The sequence below is a fragment of the Pseudomonas sp. GL-R-26 genome, from assembly GCF_019947365.1.
GTDB lineage: Bacteria > Pseudomonadota > Gammaproteobacteria > Pseudomonadales > Pseudomonadaceae > Aquipseudomonas.
Genome location: NZ_JAGYGI010000021.1, coordinates 26,876 through 46,331 on the forward strand (window position 1 = coordinate 26,876; position 19,456 = coordinate 46,331).

Below are 19,456 nucleotides of genomic sequence, written 5' to 3' on the forward strand. Positions count from 1 at the left end.
ATAACCAGTAAAGACCCTGGCTCTTCACAGTAAAGAGCAACCGTGATGGAAACAGTATGAACTGGACGTGGTTTCACAAGCTTGGCTCGCCCAAATGGTTTTACGGCATCAGCGGCAAACTGCTGCCCTGGCTGAGCGTCGCGGCGTTGCTGCTGATCAGCGTTGGCGTGGTCTGGGGCCTGGCCTTTGCGCCGCCGGACTACCAGCAGGGCAACAGCTTCCGCATCATCTATATCCACGTCCCGGCCGCCATGCTGGCCCAGTCCATCTACGTGATGCTGGCGGTGTGCGGCATCGTCGGGCTGGTGTGGAAAATGAAACTGGCCGACGTCGCCCTGCAATGCGCAGCGCCCATCGGTGCCTGGATGACCGCCGTGGCGCTGGTCACCGGAGCGATCTGGGGCAAGCCGACCTGGGGCTCGTGGTGGGTCTGGGATGCACGCCTTACGTCCATGCTTATCCTGCTTTTCCTGTACTTCGGTCTCATTGCGCTGGGCAACGCCATCAGCAATCGTGACAGCGCGGCCAAGGCCTGTGCGGTGCTGGCGATCGTCGGTGTGATCAACATCCCGATCATCAAGTACTCGGTGGAGTGGTGGAACACCCTGCACCAGGGCGCGACCTTCACCCTCACCGAAAAACCGGCGATGCCCGCCGAGATGTGGCTGCCACTGCTGCTGACGGCGTTGGGTTTCTACTGTTTCTTCGGTGCGGTCCTGCTGCTGCGCATGCGTCTTGAAGTGCTCAAGCGCGAAGCCCGGGCCAGTTGGGTCAAAGCCGAAGTGGAAAACAGCCTGGAGGTCGCTCGATGAGTTTTGCTTCATTCGGCGACTTCATTGCTATGGGTCATCATGGCCTGTATGTCTGGTCAGCCTATGGCATCTGCCTGACGGTTTTGGCCCTCAACGTGGCGGCGCCGATCCTGGCCCGCAAGCGGTATCTGCAACAAGAGGCGCGTCGTCTGCGCCGGGAGAACGGCAAGTGAATCCGCTGCGCAAAAAGCGTCTTATCATCATTCTCGCGATCCTGGTCGGGGTCGGCGCTGCCGTCGGCCTGGCCCTGAGCGCCCTGCAGCAGAACATCAACCTGTTTTACACACCGACCCAGATCGCCAACGGTGAAGCCCCACAAGATACGCGCATTCGCGCCGGCGGCATGGTCGAGAAGGGCTCGCTTGAGCGATCCAGTGATTCCCTGGACGTGAAGTTCGTCGTCACCGACTTCAACAAATCCGTGACCATCACTTATCGCGGCATCCTGCCGGACCTGTTCCGCGAAGGGCAGGGCATCGTCGCCCTGGGCAAGCTCAATGCCGATGGCGTGGTCGTGGCCGATGAAGTGCTGGCCAAGCACGATGAGAAGTACATGCCGCCGGAAGTGACCAAGGCGTTGAAAGACAGCGGTCAATCGGCTCCAACGCCCGCGAAGGAGGGTTGATCCATGACGTCCGGCATCTTTATTCCCGAGTTGGGTCATCTGGCGATGATCCTGGCCCTGTGCTTTGCCCTGGCTCAGGCCGTGGTGCCGCTGTTCGGTGCCTGGCGCGGTGACCGCCTGTGGATGAGCCTGGCCCAGCCGGCCGCCTGGGGGCAATTCACCTTTCTGGTGTTTGCCTTCGGTTGCCTGACCTACGCCTTCATGGTCGATGACTTCTCCGTCGCTTATGTGGCCAACAACTCCAACAGCGCGTTGCCGTGGTACTACAAGTTCAGCGCCGTGTGGGGTGCCCACGAAGGTTCCCTGCTGTTGTGGGCCTTGATTCTCGGCGGCTGGACCTTCGCGGTGTCGGTGTTTTCCCGGCAGTTGCCGCAGGTCATGCTGGCCCGCGTGCTGGCGGTGATGGGCATGATCAGCACCGGTTTCCTGCTGTTCCTGATCATGACCTCCAACCCGTTCAAGCGCATCCTGCCGCAAATGCCCAGCGACGGTGCCGACCTCAACCCGCTGCTGCAAGACATCGGCCTGATCGTTCACCCGCCGATGCTGTACATGGGTTACGTCGGTTTCTCGGTGGCCTTCGCCTTCGCGATCGCCGCGCTGATGGGCGGTCGCCTGGATGCCGCGTGGGCGCGCTGGTCGCGTCCTTGGACCATCGTGGCCTGGGCGTTCCTCGGTATCGGCATCACCCTGGGTTCGTGGTGGGCGTACTACGAACTCGGCTGGGGCGGCTGGTGGTTCTGGGACCCGGTGGAAAACGCCTCGTTCATGCCGTGGCTGGTGGGCACCGCACTGATTCACTCGTTGGCGGTCACGGAAAAGCGTGGCGTGTTCAAGAGCTGGACCGTGTTGCTGGCCATCGCTGCGTTTTCGCTGAGCCTGTTGGGTACTTTCCTCGTGCGTTCCGGCGTGCTGACCTCGGTGCATGCCTTTGCCTCCGACCCAGAGCGCGGGGTGTTCATCCTGATTTTCCTGCTGTTCGTGGTCGGTGGTTCGCTGACGCTGTTCGCCCTGCGCGCGCCGGTGGTCAAGAGCCAGGTGGGCTTCAACCTCTGGTCCAGGGAAACCCTGCTGCTGGGCAACAACCTCGTGCTGGTGGTAGCGGCCTCGATGATCCTGCTCGGCACCTTGTATCCGCTGATTCTGGACGCCATGACCGGCGCCAAGCTGTCCGTCGGCCCGCCGTATTTCAACGCGCTGTTCATTCCGTTGATGGCGTTGCTGATGGTGGTGATGGCGGTCGGCGTGATCGTGCGTTGGAAAGACACACCGGTGAAATGGCTGGTGAGCATGCTCACCCCGGTCCTGCTCGGCAGCGCTGCGCTGGCAGTAGTGGCCGGCGTCGCCTACGGCGATTTCAACTGGGCCGTGCTCGCGACCTTCATGCTCGCCGCCTGGGTGTTGCTGGCCGGTGTGCGTGACATCTTCGACAAGACCCGCCACAAGGGCCTGATCAAAGGCCTGCCAACCCTAACCCGCAGCTACTGGGGCATGCAGGTCGCGCACCTGGGCATTGCCGTGTGTGCGCTGGGTGTCGTGTTGTCCAGCCAGAACAGTGCCGAACGTGACCTGCGCCTGGCGCCGGGCGAATCCATGGACCTGGGTGGTTATCAGTTCGTCTTCGAAGGCGCCAAGCATTTCGAAGGCCCGAACTTCACCTCCGACAAGGGCACGGTTCGCGTGATCCGCGATGGCAAGGAAGTCAGTGTGCTGCACCCGGAAAAACGCCTGTACACCGTGCAGAACTCAGTGATGACCGAAGCCGGCATCGATGCCGGTTTCACCCGCGACCTCTATGTCGCCCTCGGTGAACCCTTGGGTAACGGTGCCTGGGCTGTGCGCGTTCACGTCAAACCGTTCGTGCGCTGGATCTGGTTCGGCGGTTTGCTGACCGGCTTAGGCGGGTTGCTGGCGGCGCTGGATCGGCGATATCGGGTCAAGGTCAAAAGCCGCGTGCGCGAAGCACTGGGCATGTCGGGAGCCACTGCATGAAGCGTTGGTTGATGTTGTTGCCACTGGCGATTTTTCTGGTGGTTGCTGTATTCCTTTACCGAGGGTTGTACCTGGATCCGGCCGAGTTGCCTTCGGCCATGATCAACAAACCGTTCCCGGAGTTTTCCCTGCCAACGGTGCAGGGCGACAAGACCCTGACCCGCGCTGACATCCTCGGCAAACCGGCGCTGGTCAACGTCTGGGGCACCTGGTGCATTTCCTGCCGGGTCGAGCACCCGGTGTTGAACAAGCTGGCACAGCAAGGCGTGGTGATCTACGGCATCAACTACAAGGACACCAACGCCGATGCCTTGAAGTGGCTGACGGACTTCCACAACCCGTATGTACTGGACATTCGTGACGACCAAGGCTCGCTGGGCCTGAACCTCGGAGTCTACGGCGCCCCGGAAACCTTCTTCATCGATGCCAAGGGCATCATCCGTGACAAGTTCGTCGGCGTGATCGACGAGCAGGTCTGGCGCGAAAAACTGGCGGCCAAGTACCAGGCGCTGGTCGACGAGGTCAAGCCATGAAGCGCTGGATTGCTGCCGCCGTTATCGGTTTGAGCATGGCCGGCATGGCCCACGCGGCCATCGACACTTACGAGTTCGCCAAGGAAGGTGACCGCGAGCGTTTCCGCGAACTGACCAAGGAGCTGCGTTGCCCCAAGTGCCAGAATCAGGACATCGCCGACTCCAACGCACCGATTGCCGCCGACCTGCGCAAAGAGATTTTCCGCATGCTCGGCGAGGGCAAGGACAACCAGCAGATCATCGACTTCATGGTCGATCGCTACGGTGATTTCGTCCGCTACAAGCCTGCGCTGAACGCCAAGACCGCCTTGCTCTGGTTCGGCCCCGCCGGCCTGCTGTTGGGCGGTGTCGTGATCATCGCGGTGATCGTCCGCCGTCGTCGCGTGCAACGCGCCGGCACCCCGGACTCGCTTTCTGCCGAGGAGCGCTCGCGCCTCGACCACCTGTTGGATAAAACCAAGAATGATTGATTTCTGGCTCGCTGCAGGTCTGCTGCTTCTGGTTGCCCTGAGTTTTCTATTGATCCCGGTGCTGCGCAGCCGTCGCGCCCAGCGTGAAGAGGATCGTACCGCCCTGAACGTCGCGCTTTATCAGGAGCGCGTGGCTGAGTTGCAGACTCAGCAGGAAGAGGGCGTGCTCGATGCGGCGCAAATGGACGCCGGTCGCGCCGAAGCTGCCCGTGAGTTGCTGGCGGACACCGAAGGCGCTGAAGCACCGCAGGTGTCGCGTCTGGGCAAACCCTTGCCGTTGCTGGCGGCCATTCTGGTGCCGGTGCTGGGCCTGGGGCTGTACATGCATTACGGTGCCAGCGACAAGGTTGAGCTGACTCGCGAGTTCGCGCAGGCACCGCAGTCGATGGAAGAGATGACCAAGCGCCTGGAGCGCGTGGTCGCCGCTCAGCCGGATTCCGCTGAAGGCATGTACTTCCTCGGTCGCACCTACATGGCTCAAGATCGCCCGGCGGACGCGGCGAAGATGTTCGAGCGAACCGTGAACCTGGCTGGTCGTCAGCCGGAGCTGCTCGGTCAGTGGGCTCAGGCCCAGTACTTCGCCGATGGCAAGAAGTGGTCGGACAAGGTCCAGGCCCTGACCGACGAAGCGCTCAAGGCCGATCCGAAAGAAGTCACCAGCCTTGGCTTGCTTGGCATTGCCGCGTTTGAAAGCGAGCGTTATCAGGACGCCATCGATTACTGGAATCGCCTGTTGGCGCAATTGCCGCCGGAAGACCAGTCCCGCGAGGCGCTGCAAGGCGGGATTACCCGGGCCACGGAGAAGCTTGTTGCCAGTGGTGGCAAGGTTGCGCAAGCACCGGCGGCCAAGGCCTCGGCGCTGCTCAAGGTCAGCGTCGATCTGGCGGCGGACCTCAAATCCAAGGTCCAGCCTGGCGACAGCGTGTTCATCTTCGCCCGTGCGATCTCCGGTCCTCCGGCCCCGCTGGCGGTCAAGCGCATGACCGTGGCCGACCTGCCGGTGACCGTCGAACTGGGTGATGCCGACGCAATGATGCCGCAATTGAAACTGTCGAACTTCCCTGAAGTCCAACTGGTTGCGCGCATTTCCCGTGCCGGCAAACCGACCGCCGGCGAATGGATCGGTCGCAGCCAGCCACTGGCCAGCAGCACCACCGCGCCGCAAACACTGACCATCGACAGCCCGGATAAATAACAGGAAACGCCACCATGACCGCCATTGCTCGTATTGCCCTGCTCAGCGCTGTTTTGGGGTTAAGCGCTTGTGCGGTCCAGCAACCAACGGAACATCAGGCACCACCACCGTTCCCGCCGTCGCAGCCGAGCCCCACACCATCGACGTCGCCCGTACCGAGCAAGCCGACCATACCGGCCAAACCTTCCAAGCCGTTGCCACGCACCTCAGCGAGCTTCGCGCCACCACCTGGGGGCAATAGCCATTGGGATCCGAAGCTTGGGGTGTATGTGCTGGATGACCAGCCCAATACCTTTTATCGCCAGCGTACCTATTACCGCTGGGATAACGGCTGGAGCCGGTCGATCGGTCCGAACGGGCCGTGGGAAGATACTGACATCCACGGTGTACCGGGTGGCCTGGGGCGGCAGTTCGGGCAGTAGTGCAAAGAGGCGACCTTCGGGTTGCCTTTTTCTTGGCTGGGAAATGTGATTGCCGGGCCACTGCTGGACCCTGTGGGAGCGAGCCTGCTCGCGAAGGCGGCCTGACAGCCGACCTGTCTTTTGTTGATCGTGTACATATCCGTTTCTGCGGTAACGACGACTTATGGTTCCGCTCTTACAGCGGGTCACTTTTGGCAAACGCCCCAAAAGTGACCAAAAGGTCTCGCCCCTTACGTACGGCCCCTCGCTAAGGCTCGGCGTTCCTTCGCTGCGGTATTCATCCGGGGGCATTGCCCTCCGGTCGGCTTCGCTTCGACCTACATGCAATGAGTTCGACTGCGTCGAACGGCGCTGCGCGCCAATCCCCGGATGAACACCTCCGCTCAGCCTGCCGAGGGGGCGGGTGGATCAAGATCAAGAGCTGCAGGCGAGCTAACGCTCGGCCTGTTGAGTGGTGAGGAGCGTGGGTGTACGCCGCTCTGCCTTTGCTCTTCTGTGGGAGATTCTATGGTTGAGGAAAAGCCCTCAACCCGCTTTTGCTTTGGCTTTTGATCTTCTTGCCCCCTCGAGAGGCCGAACGTCAGGGGCAAAGCATTTGGTTACTTTCGCCTGGGCCGACACTCCGGCTTTTCGAAAGTGACCCGCCGTAAGGGCGGAACCGTAAGTGGCCGTGACCACAGCAATGGACATGTACACCAGTAAAAAACACATCTACCAACACATAGCCATCGCGGGCAAGCCACGCTCCCACAGCCTCCGACGCCAGACTGACCCGAGCCGAACTCCGCCTGCACCTGCACTGCGTGCTGTGCCACCCGGACATCTTCAGCGTGTTCCGCGATCTGGTGGAGAGCCCGCTGGTGCAATTGGTGTCGGTGATGGACCACTCGCCGGGTCAGCGCCAGTTCGTACTGGAATCCAAGTACCGTGAGTACTACATGATCACGTACCACCTGACCACGACGCAGATGGATGAATTCATCACGCTGCAAATGGCCAACTCGCGCACGTACAGCGACCGTTACCCACATCGAGGAGTCGGCGCGCTACGGCATGACCATCGCCGAGTTCCTGGCCACCGTCGAGGCCAAATTTGGTTACCGGGAGCACGGAATGAATGTGTTGATAAGCGCACCGAACATCGTGCGCGGGCGGCCGCACTCGGGTAGCGTGGCCGTCGCAGATCTCGCCGGCGAAGGTTTGCTGAATATTCTGTCCAGCGACGACTTCCCGGCGAGCCTGCTGCATCGGCGTTCGAGCTGGCGGTACAGAGTGAGCGGATCTGTTTGGCCGAAGCGGTTTACCGAAGGTCCAGCAAGTATGGCGACAAGCGAAGAGGGTGTTTTGATGGCGGGCAGGTTGATCTATCTCATCGGGCCTTCAGGTTCGGGCAAGGACAGCCTGCTGGATGCGGCGCGAGAGCAGTTGGCAGAACGCGGCTGCCGTATCGTGCGGCGGGTCATCACCCGTTCGGCGGAAGCCGTGGGCGAGGCGGCACTCGGTGTCAGCCCGCAGCAGTTTGCCGAAATGGAGGCAGAAGGCGCGTTTGCCCTGAGCTGGCACGCCAATGGCCTGTCCTATGGCATTCCGCGGGAAATCGACGACTGGCTGGCCGCCGGGCACGACGTGCTGGTCAATGGCTCGCGGGGGCATTTGCAGAACACTCGCCTGCGCTATCCGAAGGCATTGGTGCTGTTGCTGACCGTGGACCAGGCGGTGCTGCGTCAACGACTGCTGGAGCGCGGGCGTGAGTCGCTGATCGAGATCGATCAGCGCTTGGCGCGCAATGCCCGATTCAACGAGCGGCTGTTGGCTGAAGATCCGGCCGTGCACCTGCTCGACAACTCCGGGCCGCTGGAGGTTACGGTCGAACGTTTGCTGGCCTGCATTGACGAGCAAGCCCCATGCGCCTGACGTTGCTGGGCACCGGTGATGCCCGGCAAGTGCCGGTCTATGGCTATGAGTGCGTGGCTACGATGCGGCCCGCCACGATCAGCGCTGGTTGATCGGCCCTGCAGTGCATTGATGAGTTGCAGCCGAAGTCGGCGGTATTGACCCATGTCGGGCATACCCTGGATGCCTGGTTGATGGAATATCGGGGTGAATTGCCGGCGAATGTCAGGGTCGGGTTTGATGGGTGTGTGTTGTAGCGATCTTTTGATCTTGATTGAGGGGCTGTCACACTTACTTCATCAACAACCCCTGCACATACTCCACAAACGCCCGAGCCTTGGCGCTGGCCATTCTCCCGGTGGGGAACACCGCCCACAGATCCAGGTTCGGCAGTGCCCAGTCCTTCATCACTTCCCGGACCGAACCGTCGGCCAGTTCCGGAGCGAACATCCATTGCGAGGCCATGGTCAGCCCTTGATGGGCCAGCACGGCTTCACGAAGGCCTTCGGCGGCATTGACGCGGATCCGGCCGCTGATGTTCACCGATTGCTCCTCGCCGGCCTTGTTGAACTGCCAATTGGCGGCGCTACCGAGGGTGTAGAGGATGGCCTGATGCTTGCTCAGGTCGGCGGGGCAGGTGGGCTCGCCGTGTTTTTCAAAGTAGGCCGGTGTGCCCAGTACCATGCGCCGGCATTCGGCGATCTTGCGCGCGGTCAGCCTCGAGTCGCTCAACACGCCCAGGCGCAGGGCGATATCGACGCCTTCTTCCACCAGGTTGACGTTGCGATCATCGAGCATCAGGTCGATGTCCAGCGCCGGGTTTTGCTCCAGGAAGGGGCCCAGGTGCGGAACGATGTGCAGCCGGCCGAAGGTGACAGGCGCGCAGATGCGCAGGTTGCCACTCAGCCCGCCGGCGGAACCCCGTGCGGCGTTATCGGCCTCGTCGGCTTCTTCGATGGCGCGCTTGGCCCGTTCGAAAAAGGCCAGCCCGGCCTCGGTGGGCGTCAGGCCCCGGGTCGAACGCAGCAACAGCCGCACCGCCAACCGCGATTCGAGTTGCGCGATGGTTTTCGACACGGCCGGCTGGCCGATTTTCAGGCGCCGGGCGGCGGCGGAAAACGAACCGGTTTCCACCACGTAGACGAAGGTTTCCATTGCGCCGAGACGGTCCATTGAGGGTCCTTGTGCAAAATCCGGAAGTGTCGAAAGTCCCTTGTAGGAGCGAGCCTGCTCGCGATGACGGCATGACAGTCAGCATCAATGTTGAATGTTAAAGCGCTATCGCGAGCAGGCTCGCTCCTACAAGGGGTATATGGCGACAGTCAAAACGCGGCTTTACCCACCGAAGCACCACCATCGACAAACAGCGTCTGCCCGGTGATGAACCCGCTCTGCTCCGACAACAGAAACGTTATCGCCGAGGCGATTTCCTGTGGCTGTCCAAGGCGGCCCATCGGTACGCTGGCCAGATACCGCGCTTCACCTTCGCTGCCCGGCGGATTGTTGGTGCGGAACAGTTCGGTTTCGGTCGGCCCCGGCGCCACGGCGTTTACCGTGATACCACTTTGTGCCAACTCCAGCGCCCACGAGCGGGTGAAGCTGACCAGCGCAGCCTTGGCCGCCGCATACGCCGTGCGCTGGGCAATCCCGAGTACCGTCAGGCTGGAGATGTTGACCACCCGGCCCCAACCCTTGGCGCGCATGTTCGGCAACAGCGCCTGGGTGGCCTGCAAGGCCGAATGCAGATTGACCCGCATTACGTCGTCAAAGGTATCCAGATCGATTTCGCCAAGGGCTTGCGGACGCACCAGACCGACGTTGTTCACCAATCCATCGAACTCGTACACCCTGGCCAACTCCTCCAGCACTTCTCGGGTCAGCTTTCGGTCGCTCAGGTCCAGCGGAAACAGAATGCCCGGGAACGTCAGGTCGGGTTTGCGGGCGATGCCCACCACACGATGACCGGCCCGGTCCAGGTGCTCGGCCACCGCCCGGCCAATGCCTTTGCTGGCGCCGGTGATGAGAAAGGTACGTCGGGTCATGGCAACTCCTTGTAAGGGCATGCCGCCGGCCGGGCGGCAATTGAACGGGGCAGCCGCGAATCGCATCCAGCATCGCTTCAGGCTCTGGGCGTTGAGTGTAATCGGGAAAGGCAGGGCTTTCATCAGGGGCTTTCATCACACTCTGTAAAACAACCAGGCGTCGCTCTTCGGGTTTTTGTGCTTGAGTAAAGATAACTCTAGGGTTATTTTTGTTTTTGCCAAGCAAGGAGGCTGGTGGTGCAGAGCAGGCTATTGATCAAGGAGTTGGTGGAAGCGGGTTGGACCCTGGACCGGGTCACTGGCAGTCATCATATCTTCACGCACCCTTACAACCCGTACACCGTTCCCGTCCCTCATCCAAAAAAGGATTTACCGATCGGGACGGTCAAGAGCATCAGGCGGCGAGCCGGGCTTTACTGCCCGCCAGCCAGTTACGCAGGAGATCCATAATGCAATATCCAATCTGTATCGAATGGGGCGACGAGAACACCGCCATCGGTATCCAGATCCCCGATATTCCAGGTGCGGTGACCGCCGGGGATACCTTTGAAGAGGCTTACAACGCAGCCGTCGAAATTGCCCACATCATGCTGCAGGAGATGGCAGCAGACGGCGATACCATTCCGATGCCGACTTCAGCGGCGCTGCACCGTGGCAATCCCGAGTTCGCCGACATGGGCTGGGGCATGCTGGAACTGGACATCTCGCCGTACATGGGCAAGACCGAGAAGGTCAATGTCACGCTGCCCGGCTATGTGATCCAGCGTATCGACCGCTATGTGCGCGAGCACAACGTCAAAAGCCGCTCCTCCTTTCTGGCGGATGCGGCGATGGAGAAGCTGGTTCGGCAATAAATCGGGGCGCTGCAGGCATTCGCGAGCAGGCTCGCTCCCACAGGTTGCTTGCAAACCTTGTGGGAGCAAGCCTGCTCGCGAAGCTTTAAAGCTTACGCCGTCGCCAGCGCAGCCTTCTGCGAAACACTCAAGAACCGCAACAACGCCAACAGCGGAAACGCGCTGCCGACGATCACGATCCACAACCAGCCGCCGTGTTCGTACACCGCGCTGGCCACCGAAGAGCCGAAGGCGCCGCCGATGAATATGCTGGTCATGTACAGCGCATTCAGGCGGCTGCGGCTTTTGCCGTCGAGGGCGTAGACCGCGCGCTGGCCGAGGACCATGTTCATCTGCACACAGAAGTCGAGCACCACGCCGGTTACCGCCAGGCCGATGATGCTGTAGGCCGGATGGATAAACGCCGGCATGAAACTCAGGCTGGCGAACAGCAGGGCCAGTAACGACGCGATGCGGGTGTGGCCTGAGTCGGCCAGGCGCCCGGCGATGGGTGCGGCGATGGCGCCGATGGCGCCCACCAGGGCAAAAATCGCGATCTCGCTTTGCGACAAACCGTGATTGCGCGCCAGTTCCAGTGGTACGGCGGTCCAGAACAGGCTGAAGGTGGCAAACATGCAGCCCTGGTAAAACGCCCGCTGGCGCAGGACCGGTTGTTTGCGCAACAGCGTCCACAGTGAGCCCAGCAATTGGCCATAGGACGCGCTGTGATCAGGTTCACGCTTGGGAATGGTCACGGCCAGCACGATGCTGATGGCTGCCATCAACACCGCGGCAATCATGAACATCGCCCGCCAGCCGAAGTGGTCGGCCACCACGCTGGACACCGGCCTGGCCAGCAGAATGCCGAGCAACAAACCGCCCATGATCCCACCCACCACACGGCCGCGGGTTTCTTCCGGCGCCAGGTGCGCGGCCAACGGAATCAGGATTTGCACTGAAACCGAACTGAACCCCACCAACAGCGAAATCAGCAAAAACACGTTCGGCTGATCGGTGAGCGCGGCGCCCAGCAGGCTGACTATTGCCACCAGGGTGGTGATGATCATCAGCCGACGGTTCTCCAGCAGATCCCCCAGCGGCACCAGGAAAAACAGCCCCAGCGCATAGCCGATCTGGGTCAGGGAAACGATCAGGCTGGCCATGGAGTTGGTCAGGCCGATGTCCGGGGCGATCAGGCCGATGATCGGCTGGGCGTAGTAGATGTTGGCGACAATCGCGCCGCAACAGAAGGCGAACAGCAGCACCATGCCTCGGGTCATTGTCGCGGTGCCGTGGGACACCTGGGTCGCTGGGTTCATAACGGGTCTCGCTATACGGAAAGGAATGCGCGCAGGCTAATGGGCTGACTGAAACGGCGGAAGTGGGATTGGAGTGATAGCAATCATTCCATTGCGGAATGACTGACGAACGCGTGTGTCGTCCGTCGAAGAGCCTTGCGTCAGAACTATGCAGGTGAATGATACATTCACTTACATCTTGTTCGATAGCGTGCTTATGTTCTCTCTTCCTGTCTTGCCACCGGAGGGCCGTCCCATGAATATGAAGTTTCGTCAGCTGATTCGCCGCGCTTGTGTCGCTACCTTGATCAGCGTCTTCAGCGTTGGCCTGGTCCAGGCCGAGGATGCGCCGGGCACGCGCATCGGGGTGCGTGGCGAGATTACTGGCGTCAGTCCGGACATTTTGAAAGTCCACGCCAACAGCGGCGACAACGTGGTGATCAACCTGACCAAGGACACCAAGGTCCGCGCCGTGACCCTGGCCAACATCGAAGACATCAAGCCCGGTAGCTACATCGGCAGCGCCGCTATTCCCCAGGAGGATGGCACCCTCAAGGCCTTGGAGGTCCATGTATTCCCGCCGGAGTTGGCCGGCAGTGGCGATGGTCATCGGCCGTTTGACCTGGTCAAGGGCAGCAGCATGACCAACGGCAGCGTCGGCGACCTGGTGGTGAGCAATGGGCGGGTGCTGACCGTCAACTACAAGGGCGGCCAACAGAAGATCCTGGTGCCCGAAGACGTACCTATCGTCAACCTGATACCGGCCGATCGCAGCCTGTTGAAGGTGGGCGTGAAGATCGTGACCTTTGTGACCCAGGGTGCTGACGGCACGCTCACGGCTCAATCCATCTCGGCGGGCAAGGATGGCGTGACGCCACCGATGTAGTCTTTGCAGGCCTGACCGACCATCCGAAGAAATGCCCACATTTGCCTGACAACTAGAATCAACAGGGGGATCACTTCAACGCGTCCTTTCAAGCGGGAGTATCACGATGAAAATCGTATCGTCGCTGGCGTTGGTGGTAGCGGTTGGGTCGATCTCCGGGTGCTCGACGGTGCCTGATCGTCAGGTCACCAACGTTCCCCTGAACGCTACTTCCATCAATGCCGGGAGAATCGCCCGGCCCATCATGATGTCCGACGGTAATGCAACGGTGTTCTGGTTTGCGGTCAGTGGCGAAAGCATGGGTAGTGCTTTGCCGGGCCGTTTGCAGGCTTATATCTATCCGGGAAGCTGTGCGAGCCTGGGTGCGAAACCGGCCTATGACATGAACGACGGGCCGAATGCGAGGTTCTATTCAGCAGCGTCGCACCAGTATTTCTGGAAAAGCGCACCGATCGCCTACGAGACTCTTCGAGCGGGCGGCTATTCGTTGGTTGTGCGTGAAAGCCCGGCCGACGGGAACCAGAATATTTTCTGCGGCAAACTGAGCTGAAATGGCAGCCACAAAAAAGGCGACCTGCACAGGTCGCCTTTTTCATTGCCGCTCAGCGATTACTGACCGCTGTAGATCTGGTCGAAAACCCCGCCATCATTGAAGTGGGTCTTCTGCACGGTGCGCCAGTCGCCGAAGGTCTTCTCGACCGACAGGAAGTCCACTTTCGGGAAGCGGTCGGTGTACTTGGCCAGCACGGCCGGGTCGCGCGGGCGCAGGTAGTTCGCCGCGGCAATCTCCTGACCTTCCGGCGACCACAGGTACTTCAGGTATTCCTCGGCCGCCGCACGGGTGCCTTTCTTGTCGACGGTCTTGTCGACCACCGACACCGGTGGCTCGGCTTCGGCGGAAACGCTTGGGTAGATGACTTCGAACTGATCACGGCCGAACTCGCGGGCGATCATTTCCGCTTCGTTTTCGAAGGTCACCAGCACGTCGCCGATCTGGTTGGTCATGAAGGTGGTGGTGGCGGCACGGCCGCCGGTGTCGAGTACTGGCGCTTGCTTGAACAGTTTGCCGACGAAGTCTTTGGCCTTGTTTTCGTCGCCGCCGTTTTTCAGCACGTAGCCCCAGGCAGAAAGATAGGTGTAGCGACCGTTACCGGAGGTTTTCGGGTTCGGGACGATGACCTGTACGCCATCCTTGAGCAGGTCAGGCCAGTCTTTCAGGGCTTTCGGGTTGCCCTTGCGCACGATGAACACGGTGGCCGAGGTGAACGGCGCGCTGTTGTTCGGCAGGCGCGTGACCCAGTTGTCCTGCACCAGTTTGCCGTTGTCTGCCAGGGCGTTGATGTCGGTGGCCATGTTCATGGTGATGACATCGGCTGGCAGGCCGTCGATGACCGAACGCGCCTGTTTGCTGGAGCCGCCGAAGGACATTTGCAGGACGATGTTTTCGTTGTGCTCGGCTTGCCAGTGTTTCTGGAACGCAGTGTTGTAGTCCTTGTAGAAATCTCGCATCACGTCGTAGGAAACGTTGAGCAGGGTTGGTGCAGCCTGGGCGATGTTGCCCAGGGCCAGGCCTGCGGCGAGAAGTGAGGCGCCAAAGAGTTTTTTCACTGCGAATTCCTTGTTCTATTAAAAGTGGGGCAATTTGCCAGCGACTATAACTGGGCTCGTTTAGTCCCTTAAAGATTAAAAAGCTCTTTGCTTATTCCAGTTTTTTGAACAGTGCATTGCCACAACGGGAGCAGAACGACGCCTCGGTTTCATGGCTGTCCTTGGTACACACCGGGCAGTCGCGATGCAACTGGCCGCCACGCATGGCCGTGGCCAGTTCGGCGGTGAAGATCCCGGTGGGCACGGCGATGATCGAGTAACCGGTGATCATCACCATCGACGAGATGACCTGGCCCAATGCGGTCTTGGGCACGATGTCGCCGTAACCGACGGTGGTCAGGGTCACGATAGCCCAGTAAATGCCCTTGGGAATGCTGGTGAAGCCATGTTGCGGGCCTTCGACCACATACATCAGGGTGCCGAACACCGTCACCAGGGTGCAGACGCTGAGCAGGAACACGAGGATCTTCTGCTTGCTGCCGCGCAGGGCATCGAGCAGGTAATGGGCTTGCTTGAGGTACGGACCGAGCTTGAGCACGCGGAAGATCCGCAGCATCCGGATCACCCGGATGATCAGCAGGTACTGGGCATCGCTGTAGTACAGCGCGAGGATGCCGGGCACGATGGCCAGCAGGTCCACCAGACCATAGAAACTGAAGGCATAGCGCAGGGGCTTGGGCGAGCAGTACAGGCGCAGGATGTACTCGCCGAGGAAGATCACCGTGAAGCCCCACTCGATATACGCCAGCAGGCTGGCGTAGTTCTGGTGGACGTCATCGATGCTGTCCAGGATCACCACCACCAGGCTGGCGAGGATGATCAGCAGCAGTGTGGAGTCGAAGCGTCGACCGGCAACGGTGTCGGTCTGGAAAATAATCACGTACAGGCGATTACGCCACGTGTCGTTGCTGTTCATGCACATCGCCTTGGCCGCAAATCAGCGCAGCCTAGGTTGATTCTCCCCGGGAGCGCAAGGCGCGCTTTCGACCGTGGCTTTGCCGAGCATTTGAACAACGCTGCGAATCAGCCAGCCGGCAAGAATGAACGGCGCGGTCAGCGTGGGCAGACCGATGGCGGCAAACACCGGCGTCAGCAACAGCGCCAGGCCGATGCCAAGCAGCGGCAGCCACGGTTGACGACGCAGGGAGCTGAAGGCGAGGGCGGCCAGCACGGCGTTATAGCCACCGAGGCCGAGCAGTGCGGTATAGAAATCGTGGTTCAGCAGGCTCCAGCCCATGCCCGCGACAGACGCCAGCAATGCCCAGCAGAATGCGCGGCGATCAGCGATCAGCAAACCGGTGGCAATCATCGCACCGGCCAGTGGATGACCAAGGAACATCACCTGACCAATGCCTTTGAGTGGCGCGGCGAGCATGTTCAGGGTGCTGACTTCGATCAAGTGCGGCTCAGTCGAGGGCGTGGCGAAGCACAGCAGCAACCAGCCCAACCCGACGAAGGGCGCGGTGTAGGCTGGCAGGTATTGGCTGAACCGGAGGCGCTTGAGCCACTGCTGGGTGACCATCGCGCTCAGGCCACCGGCGGCCAGAATCAGTGGCGGCATCATCGCCGACCAGGGGAAATACAGGCTCAATAACAGTCCGAGCAGGACGCCGTTGTAGCTGAACAACCCGGCCTGACGATCCGCCTTGGCATAGTTGCGACGTTGCGCGGTGAGCAGCCCGGCGACACCACCGAGCAAGGCGCCGCCGAGCAAGGCGGGCGCAGTGAACAAAATGGCCAGGACGCACAGCAGGCCGCACAGCGGATTGCGCTGGAGAAAGATCTGGCTGAAGCCGTTGAGCAATGCTTCGGCCCAGTCGGGGCAGTGGGTGTTGAAGTGGTGGGCAGGCATGATGAAATCTGGGCAGTGAAAAATCAAAGGTGTTGCACAAATCTGTGGCGAGGGGGCTTGCCCCCGTTGGGGCGCGAAGCGGCCCCGGATCCGGTGAATGCGGTTTCTCTTGGGAACCCGTCATGCCGGAAAACGACTGCTACGCAGTCGAACGGGGGCAAGCCCCCTCGCCACAAATGCGGTTCTTAAATCAACGTCTCGATACGCAAAGAGTTAGTCGATCCCGGCTGGCCAAAGGGCACACCTGCTGTGATCAACAGTGTGTCGCCACGCTGTGCCATGCCCTGGGCCTGTGCGATCTCCAGTGCCGTGGAGCAGACTTCATCGACCTGACGCAGGCGGTCATTGACCACCGAGTGCACACCCCACGCCACGCTCAGGCGACGGGCGGTCTGCAGGTTCGGTGTCAGGTTGAGGATCGGCACTGTCGGGCGCTCCCGCGCCGCACGCAGGCTCGACGCGCCAGACTCGCTGTAATTGACCAGCACCGCCACCGGCAGCACGTTGCTGATGCGGCGAATGGCGCAGCTGATCGCGTCGGAAACAGTCGCCTCGGCTTTCGGTCGGCTGACGTCGAGTTGAGTCTGATAGTCCGGACCGTTCTCCACCTGGCGGATGATCTTGCTCATCATCTGCACGGCTTCGAGCGGGTATTCGCCGGACGCGGTTTCCGCCGACAGCATCACCGCGTCCGCACCTTCGGCCACCGCGTTGGCCACATCGGTGACTTCGGCGCGGGTTGGCGCCGGTGAGAAGCGCATCGACTCCAGCATCTGGGTCGCCACCACCACCGGTTTGCCGAGCTGGCGGCAGGTGCTGATGATGTTCTTCTGGATCTGCGGCACGCTTTCGGCCGGCACTTCCACGCCCAGGTCACCACGGGCGACCATGATCGCGTCGCTCAATTCGGCGATCTCGCGCAGTTGTTCGACGGCCGATGGCTTCTCGATCTTGGCCATCAGGAACGCCTTGTCGCCGATCAGGGTACGGGCTTCGCGGATGTCATCGGGACGTTGCACGAACGACAGCGCCACCCAGTCCACACCCAACTCCAGACCGAAGGTCAAGTCGCGGCGATCCTTGGCGGTCAGCGGGCTCAGGTCGAGCACCGCTTGCGGCACGTTCACGCCTTTGCGGTCCGACAGTTCGCCGCCATTGAGCACGGTGGTGTCGATGGCGTCGGCGTACTTGGTCACGACCCGAAGACGCAGTTTGCCGTCGTCCAGCAGCAGGTCCATGCCTGGCTCCAGCGCGGCGATGATTTCCGGGTGGGGCAGGTTGACCCGGCGCTCATCGCCGGGCGTGGCATCGAGGTCCAGGCGCAAGGCCTGACCGCGCACCAGTTGTACCTTGCCTTCGGCGAACTTGCCGACCCGCAGTTTCGGGCCTTGCAGGTCCATCAGGATACCCAATGGATAATTGAGCTGGCGCTCGACTTCACGAATCCACTGGAAACGCTGGGCGTGGTCGGCGTGATCGCCATGGCTGAAGTTCAGGCGGAAGATGTTGACCCCGGCCAGCACCAGCTCACGGATGGCGTCGATGCCATCGGTGGCCGGGCCGAGCGTGGCGAGGATTTTGACCTTTTTGTCAGGCGTCATGTTTAGTGCTCTCAAGGATCAGAATGGCGCGGAAGTCGTTGACGTTGGTACGGGTCGGCTCGGTGACGATCAGGGCGTCCAGCGCCTCGAAGTAGCCGTAACCGTTGTTGTTGTCCAACTCGTCGCTGGCGCTCAGGCCCTTTGCTACGGCGCGGGCGTAGCTATCCGGGGTCATGATCGCGCCGGCGTTGTCTTCGGAGCCGTCGATGCCGTCGGTGTCACCGGCCAGCGCGTAGACGCCGGGCAGGCCCTTGAGGCTGTCGGTCAGGCTCAGCAGGAACTCGGCATTGCGTCCGCCACGGCCATTGCCGCGTACGGTCACGGTGGTTTCACCGCCAGAGAGAATCACGCAGGGCGCCGCCAGCGGCTGACCGTGCAGGACGATTTGTCGGGCGATGCCGGCGTGGACTTTCGCCACCTCGCGGGATTCGCCTTCCAGGTCGCCGAGAATCAGCGGACTGAACCCGGCTTGACGGCATTTCACCGCCGCCGCTTCAAGGGATTGCTGCGGGCGGGCGATCAACTGGAAATGACTGCGGGCCAGGCTCGGGTCGCCGGGTTTGACGGTTTCCGACTCGGGGCTTTGCAGCCAGGTGCGCACCGAAGCCGGAACCTCGATGGCGTAGCGTTTGAGGATCGCCAGGGCTTCGGCCGAGGTGCTCGGATCGGCCACGGTAGGGCCGGAGGCGATGACCGTGGCGAGGTCGCCCGGCACATCGGAAATCGCATAGGTGTAGACCGTGGCAGGCCAGCAGGCTTTGCCCAGGCGGCCGCCCTTGATCGCCGAGAGGTGCTTGCGTACGCAGTTCATCTCGCCGATGGTCGCGCCGGATTTGAGCAGGGCTTTGTTGATCGACTGCTTGTCGGCCAGGGTGATGCCTTCGGCCGGCAGTGCCAGCAGGGCAGAGCCACCACCGGAGAGCAGGAAGATCACGCGGTCGTTTTCGCTGAGGTCGCTGACCAGTTCCAGCACACGTTTGGCCACGGCCAGACCTGCAGCGTCCGGTACCGGATGCGCGGCTTCGACCACTTCGATTTTTTCGCAAGGTGCGCCGTGACCGTAACGGGTCACCACCAGGCCAGAGACTTCACCCTGCCAGCAGCGCTCGACCACCTGGGCCATGGCGGCTGCGGCTTTGCCGGCGCCAATGACGATTACGCGACCGCTGCGGTCGGCAGGCAAATGGGCTTCGAGGACTTGTTGCGGATGCGCCGCGTCGATGGCTGTGGCAAACAGCTCGCGCAGCAATTGTTGCGGATCGACCGACATGGCGGGCTCCCGGAATTCTTGTTATTCGAAAGGGCAACTCTGATCTCTGTAGGAGTGAGCCTGCTCGCGATCCAGGCACCGCGGTGTATCAGGTACACCGCGGTGATTTCATCGCGAGCAGGCT

General features: G+C 61.4%; 21 protein-coding genes and 2 pseudogenes. 15 read left to right on the plus strand and 8 right to left on the minus strand.

Translation table 11 applies throughout. From position 1 onward, the window contains the following. The first annotated feature begins 56 nt into the window (after nucleotides 1-56). The 11 genes and pseudogenes from KGA96_RS20775 to KGA96_RS29945 form a co-directional block, all read left to right on the plus strand. Nucleotides 57-812 (plus strand): heme ABC transporter permease, encoded by a 756-nt coding sequence (locus KGA96_RS20775; RefSeq protein WP_046037680.1) that lies wholly within the window; start codon nucleotides 57-59, stop codon nucleotides 810-812. Beyond that, nucleotides 809-985 carry a heme exporter protein CcmD gene (gene ccmD / locus KGA96_RS20780; protein ID WP_007983322.1) on the plus strand — a complete coding sequence of 59 codons (177 nt, stop codon included), beginning with the start codon at nucleotides 809-811 and terminating at the stop codon, nucleotides 983-985. The genes KGA96_RS20775 and ccmD overlap by 4 nt, the downstream gene beginning before the upstream one ends. After that, the gene (gene ccmE / locus KGA96_RS20785) at nucleotides 982-1,437 is read left to right on the plus strand and encodes a cytochrome c maturation protein CcmE (protein WP_046037679.1); all 456 of its coding nucleotides are present in this window, start codon (nucleotides 982-984) and stop codon (nucleotides 1,435-1,437) included. The genes ccmD and ccmE overlap by 4 nt, the downstream gene beginning before the upstream one ends. A 3-nt stretch (nucleotides 1,438-1,440) precedes the next feature. Next, nucleotides 1,441-3,429, plus strand: coding sequence for a heme lyase CcmF/NrfE family subunit (locus KGA96_RS20790; RefSeq protein WP_046037678.1), 1,989 nt, complete (start codon nucleotides 1,441-1,443; stop codon nucleotides 3,427-3,429). Next, a complete protein-coding gene (locus KGA96_RS20795) occupies nucleotides 3,426-3,962 on the plus strand; it encodes a DsbE family thiol:disulfide interchange protein (RefSeq protein WP_046037677.1) in 537 nt (178 codons plus the stop codon). The genes KGA96_RS20790 and KGA96_RS20795 overlap by 4 nt, the downstream gene beginning before the upstream one ends. Further along, on the plus strand, nucleotides 3,959-4,432 hold the full coding sequence (locus KGA96_RS20800) for a cytochrome c-type biogenesis protein (RefSeq protein WP_046037676.1): 474 nt from the start codon (nucleotides 3,959-3,961) through the stop codon (nucleotides 4,430-4,432). The genes KGA96_RS20795 and KGA96_RS20800 overlap by 4 nt, the downstream gene beginning before the upstream one ends. Beyond that, the gene (ccmI, locus tag KGA96_RS20805; protein WP_223467191.1) at nucleotides 4,425-5,627 is read left to right on the plus strand and encodes a c-type cytochrome biogenesis protein CcmI; all 1,203 of its coding nucleotides are present in this window, start codon (nucleotides 4,425-4,427) and stop codon (nucleotides 5,625-5,627) included. Before KGA96_RS20800 ends, ccmI begins: the two co-directional genes overlap by 8 nt. A 14-nt stretch (nucleotides 5,628-5,641) precedes the next feature. After that, nucleotides 5,642-6,049, plus strand: coding sequence for a hypothetical protein (locus tag KGA96_RS20810; RefSeq protein ID WP_223467189.1), 408 nt, complete (start codon nucleotides 5,642-5,644; stop codon nucleotides 6,047-6,049). Nucleotides 6,050-6,801: 752 nt separating this feature from the next. Then, nucleotides 6,802-7,397: pseudogene (locus KGA96_RS20815) on the plus strand (alpha-D-ribose 1-methylphosphonate 5-triphosphate diphosphatase); the annotation flags it as partial. After that, nucleotides 7,397-7,963 (plus strand): phosphonate metabolism protein/1,5-bisphosphokinase (PRPP-forming) PhnN, encoded by a 567-nt coding sequence (gene phnN / locus KGA96_RS20820; RefSeq protein ID WP_046037766.1) that lies wholly within the window; start codon nucleotides 7,397-7,399, stop codon nucleotides 7,961-7,963. The pseudogene KGA96_RS20815 and the gene phnN, both read left to right, overlap by 1 nt. Beyond that, nucleotides 7,954-8,095: pseudogene (locus KGA96_RS29945) on the plus strand (phosphonate metabolism protein PhnP); the annotation flags it as partial. The gene phnN and the pseudogene KGA96_RS29945, both read left to right, overlap by 10 nt. A gap of 138 nt (nucleotides 8,096-8,233) precedes the next feature. Here KGA96_RS29945 and KGA96_RS20830 read toward each other — a convergent pair. Both KGA96_RS20830 and KGA96_RS20835 read right to left on the minus strand, forming a co-directional pair. Beyond that, complete coding sequence (locus KGA96_RS20830; protein WP_223467187.1) at nucleotides 8,234-9,115, minus strand: LysR family transcriptional regulator; 882 nt, start codon at nucleotides 9,113-9,115, stop codon at nucleotides 8,234-8,236. A 149-nt stretch (nucleotides 9,116-9,264) separates the two neighbouring features. After that, the gene (locus KGA96_RS20835) at nucleotides 9,265-9,984 is read right to left on the minus strand and encodes an SDR family oxidoreductase (protein WP_223467185.1); all 720 of its coding nucleotides are present in this window, start codon (nucleotides 9,982-9,984) and stop codon (nucleotides 9,265-9,267) included. 237 nt (nucleotides 9,985-10,221) lie between these two features. Between KGA96_RS20835 and KGA96_RS20840 the strand changes: the two genes are divergently transcribed. Then, nucleotides 10,222-10,434 (plus strand): type II toxin-antitoxin system HicA family toxin, encoded by a 213-nt coding sequence (locus tag KGA96_RS20840; protein ID WP_080925240.1) that lies wholly within the window; start codon nucleotides 10,222-10,224, stop codon nucleotides 10,432-10,434. Beyond that, nucleotides 10,434-10,838, plus strand: a complete 405-nt coding sequence (locus KGA96_RS20845; protein WP_007983297.1) for a type II toxin-antitoxin system HicB family antitoxin — start codon at nucleotides 10,434-10,436, stop codon at nucleotides 10,836-10,838. Before KGA96_RS20840 ends, KGA96_RS20845 begins: the two co-directional genes overlap by 1 nt. Before the next feature lie 92 nt (nucleotides 10,839-10,930). Here KGA96_RS20845 and KGA96_RS20850 read toward each other — a convergent pair whose 3' ends face one another. Further along, on the minus strand, nucleotides 10,931-12,136 hold the full coding sequence (locus tag KGA96_RS20850; RefSeq protein ID WP_223467183.1) for an MFS transporter: 1,206 nt from the start codon (nucleotides 12,134-12,136) through the stop codon (nucleotides 10,931-10,933). 235 nt (nucleotides 12,137-12,371) lie between these two features. On the opposite strand from KGA96_RS20850, the gene KGA96_RS20855 reads away from it, so the two are divergent. Together KGA96_RS20855 and KGA96_RS20860 are read left to right on the plus strand one after the other, a co-directional pair. After that, nucleotides 12,372-13,001: a hypothetical protein gene (locus KGA96_RS20855; protein ID WP_046037672.1), complete on the plus strand. Its 630-nt coding sequence runs from the start codon at nucleotides 12,372-12,374 to the stop codon at nucleotides 12,999-13,001. A 106-nt stretch (nucleotides 13,002-13,107) separates the two neighbouring features. Further along, the gene (locus KGA96_RS20860; protein WP_046037671.1) at nucleotides 13,108-13,551 is read left to right on the plus strand and encodes a hypothetical protein; all 444 of its coding nucleotides are present in this window, start codon (nucleotides 13,108-13,110) and stop codon (nucleotides 13,549-13,551) included. A gap of 59 nt (nucleotides 13,552-13,610) precedes the next feature. On the opposite strand, the gene KGA96_RS20865 is transcribed toward KGA96_RS20860, so the two are convergent. The 5 genes from KGA96_RS20865 to KGA96_RS20885 all read right to left on the minus strand — a co-directional run bounded on the left by KGA96_RS20865 (nucleotide 13,611) and on the right by KGA96_RS20885 (nucleotide 19,332). Then, nucleotides 13,611-14,609, minus strand: a complete 999-nt coding sequence (locus KGA96_RS20865) for a sulfate ABC transporter substrate-binding protein (protein ID WP_223514834.1) — start codon at nucleotides 14,607-14,609, stop codon at nucleotides 13,611-13,613. 91 nt (nucleotides 14,610-14,700) lie between these two features. Then, nucleotides 14,701-15,525: an ion transporter gene (locus tag KGA96_RS20870; RefSeq protein WP_223467181.1), complete on the minus strand. Its 825-nt coding sequence runs from the start codon at nucleotides 15,523-15,525 to the stop codon at nucleotides 14,701-14,703. A 21-nt stretch (nucleotides 15,526-15,546) separates the two neighbouring features. Further along, nucleotides 15,547-16,461: an urea transporter gene (locus KGA96_RS20875; RefSeq protein ID WP_223467179.1), complete on the minus strand. Its 915-nt coding sequence runs from the start codon at nucleotides 16,459-16,461 to the stop codon at nucleotides 15,547-15,549. A 185-nt stretch (nucleotides 16,462-16,646) separates the two neighbouring features. After that, on the minus strand, nucleotides 16,647-18,062 hold the full coding sequence (pyk, locus tag KGA96_RS20880; protein WP_046037667.1) for a pyruvate kinase: 1,416 nt from the start codon (nucleotides 18,060-18,062) through the stop codon (nucleotides 16,647-16,649). Then, nucleotides 18,052-19,332: a glycerate kinase gene (locus tag KGA96_RS20885; protein ID WP_223514836.1), complete on the minus strand. Its 1,281-nt coding sequence runs from the start codon at nucleotides 19,330-19,332 to the stop codon at nucleotides 18,052-18,054. The genes pyk and KGA96_RS20885 overlap by 11 nt, the downstream gene beginning before the upstream one ends. Nucleotides 19,333-19,456 lie beyond the last annotated feature (124 nt).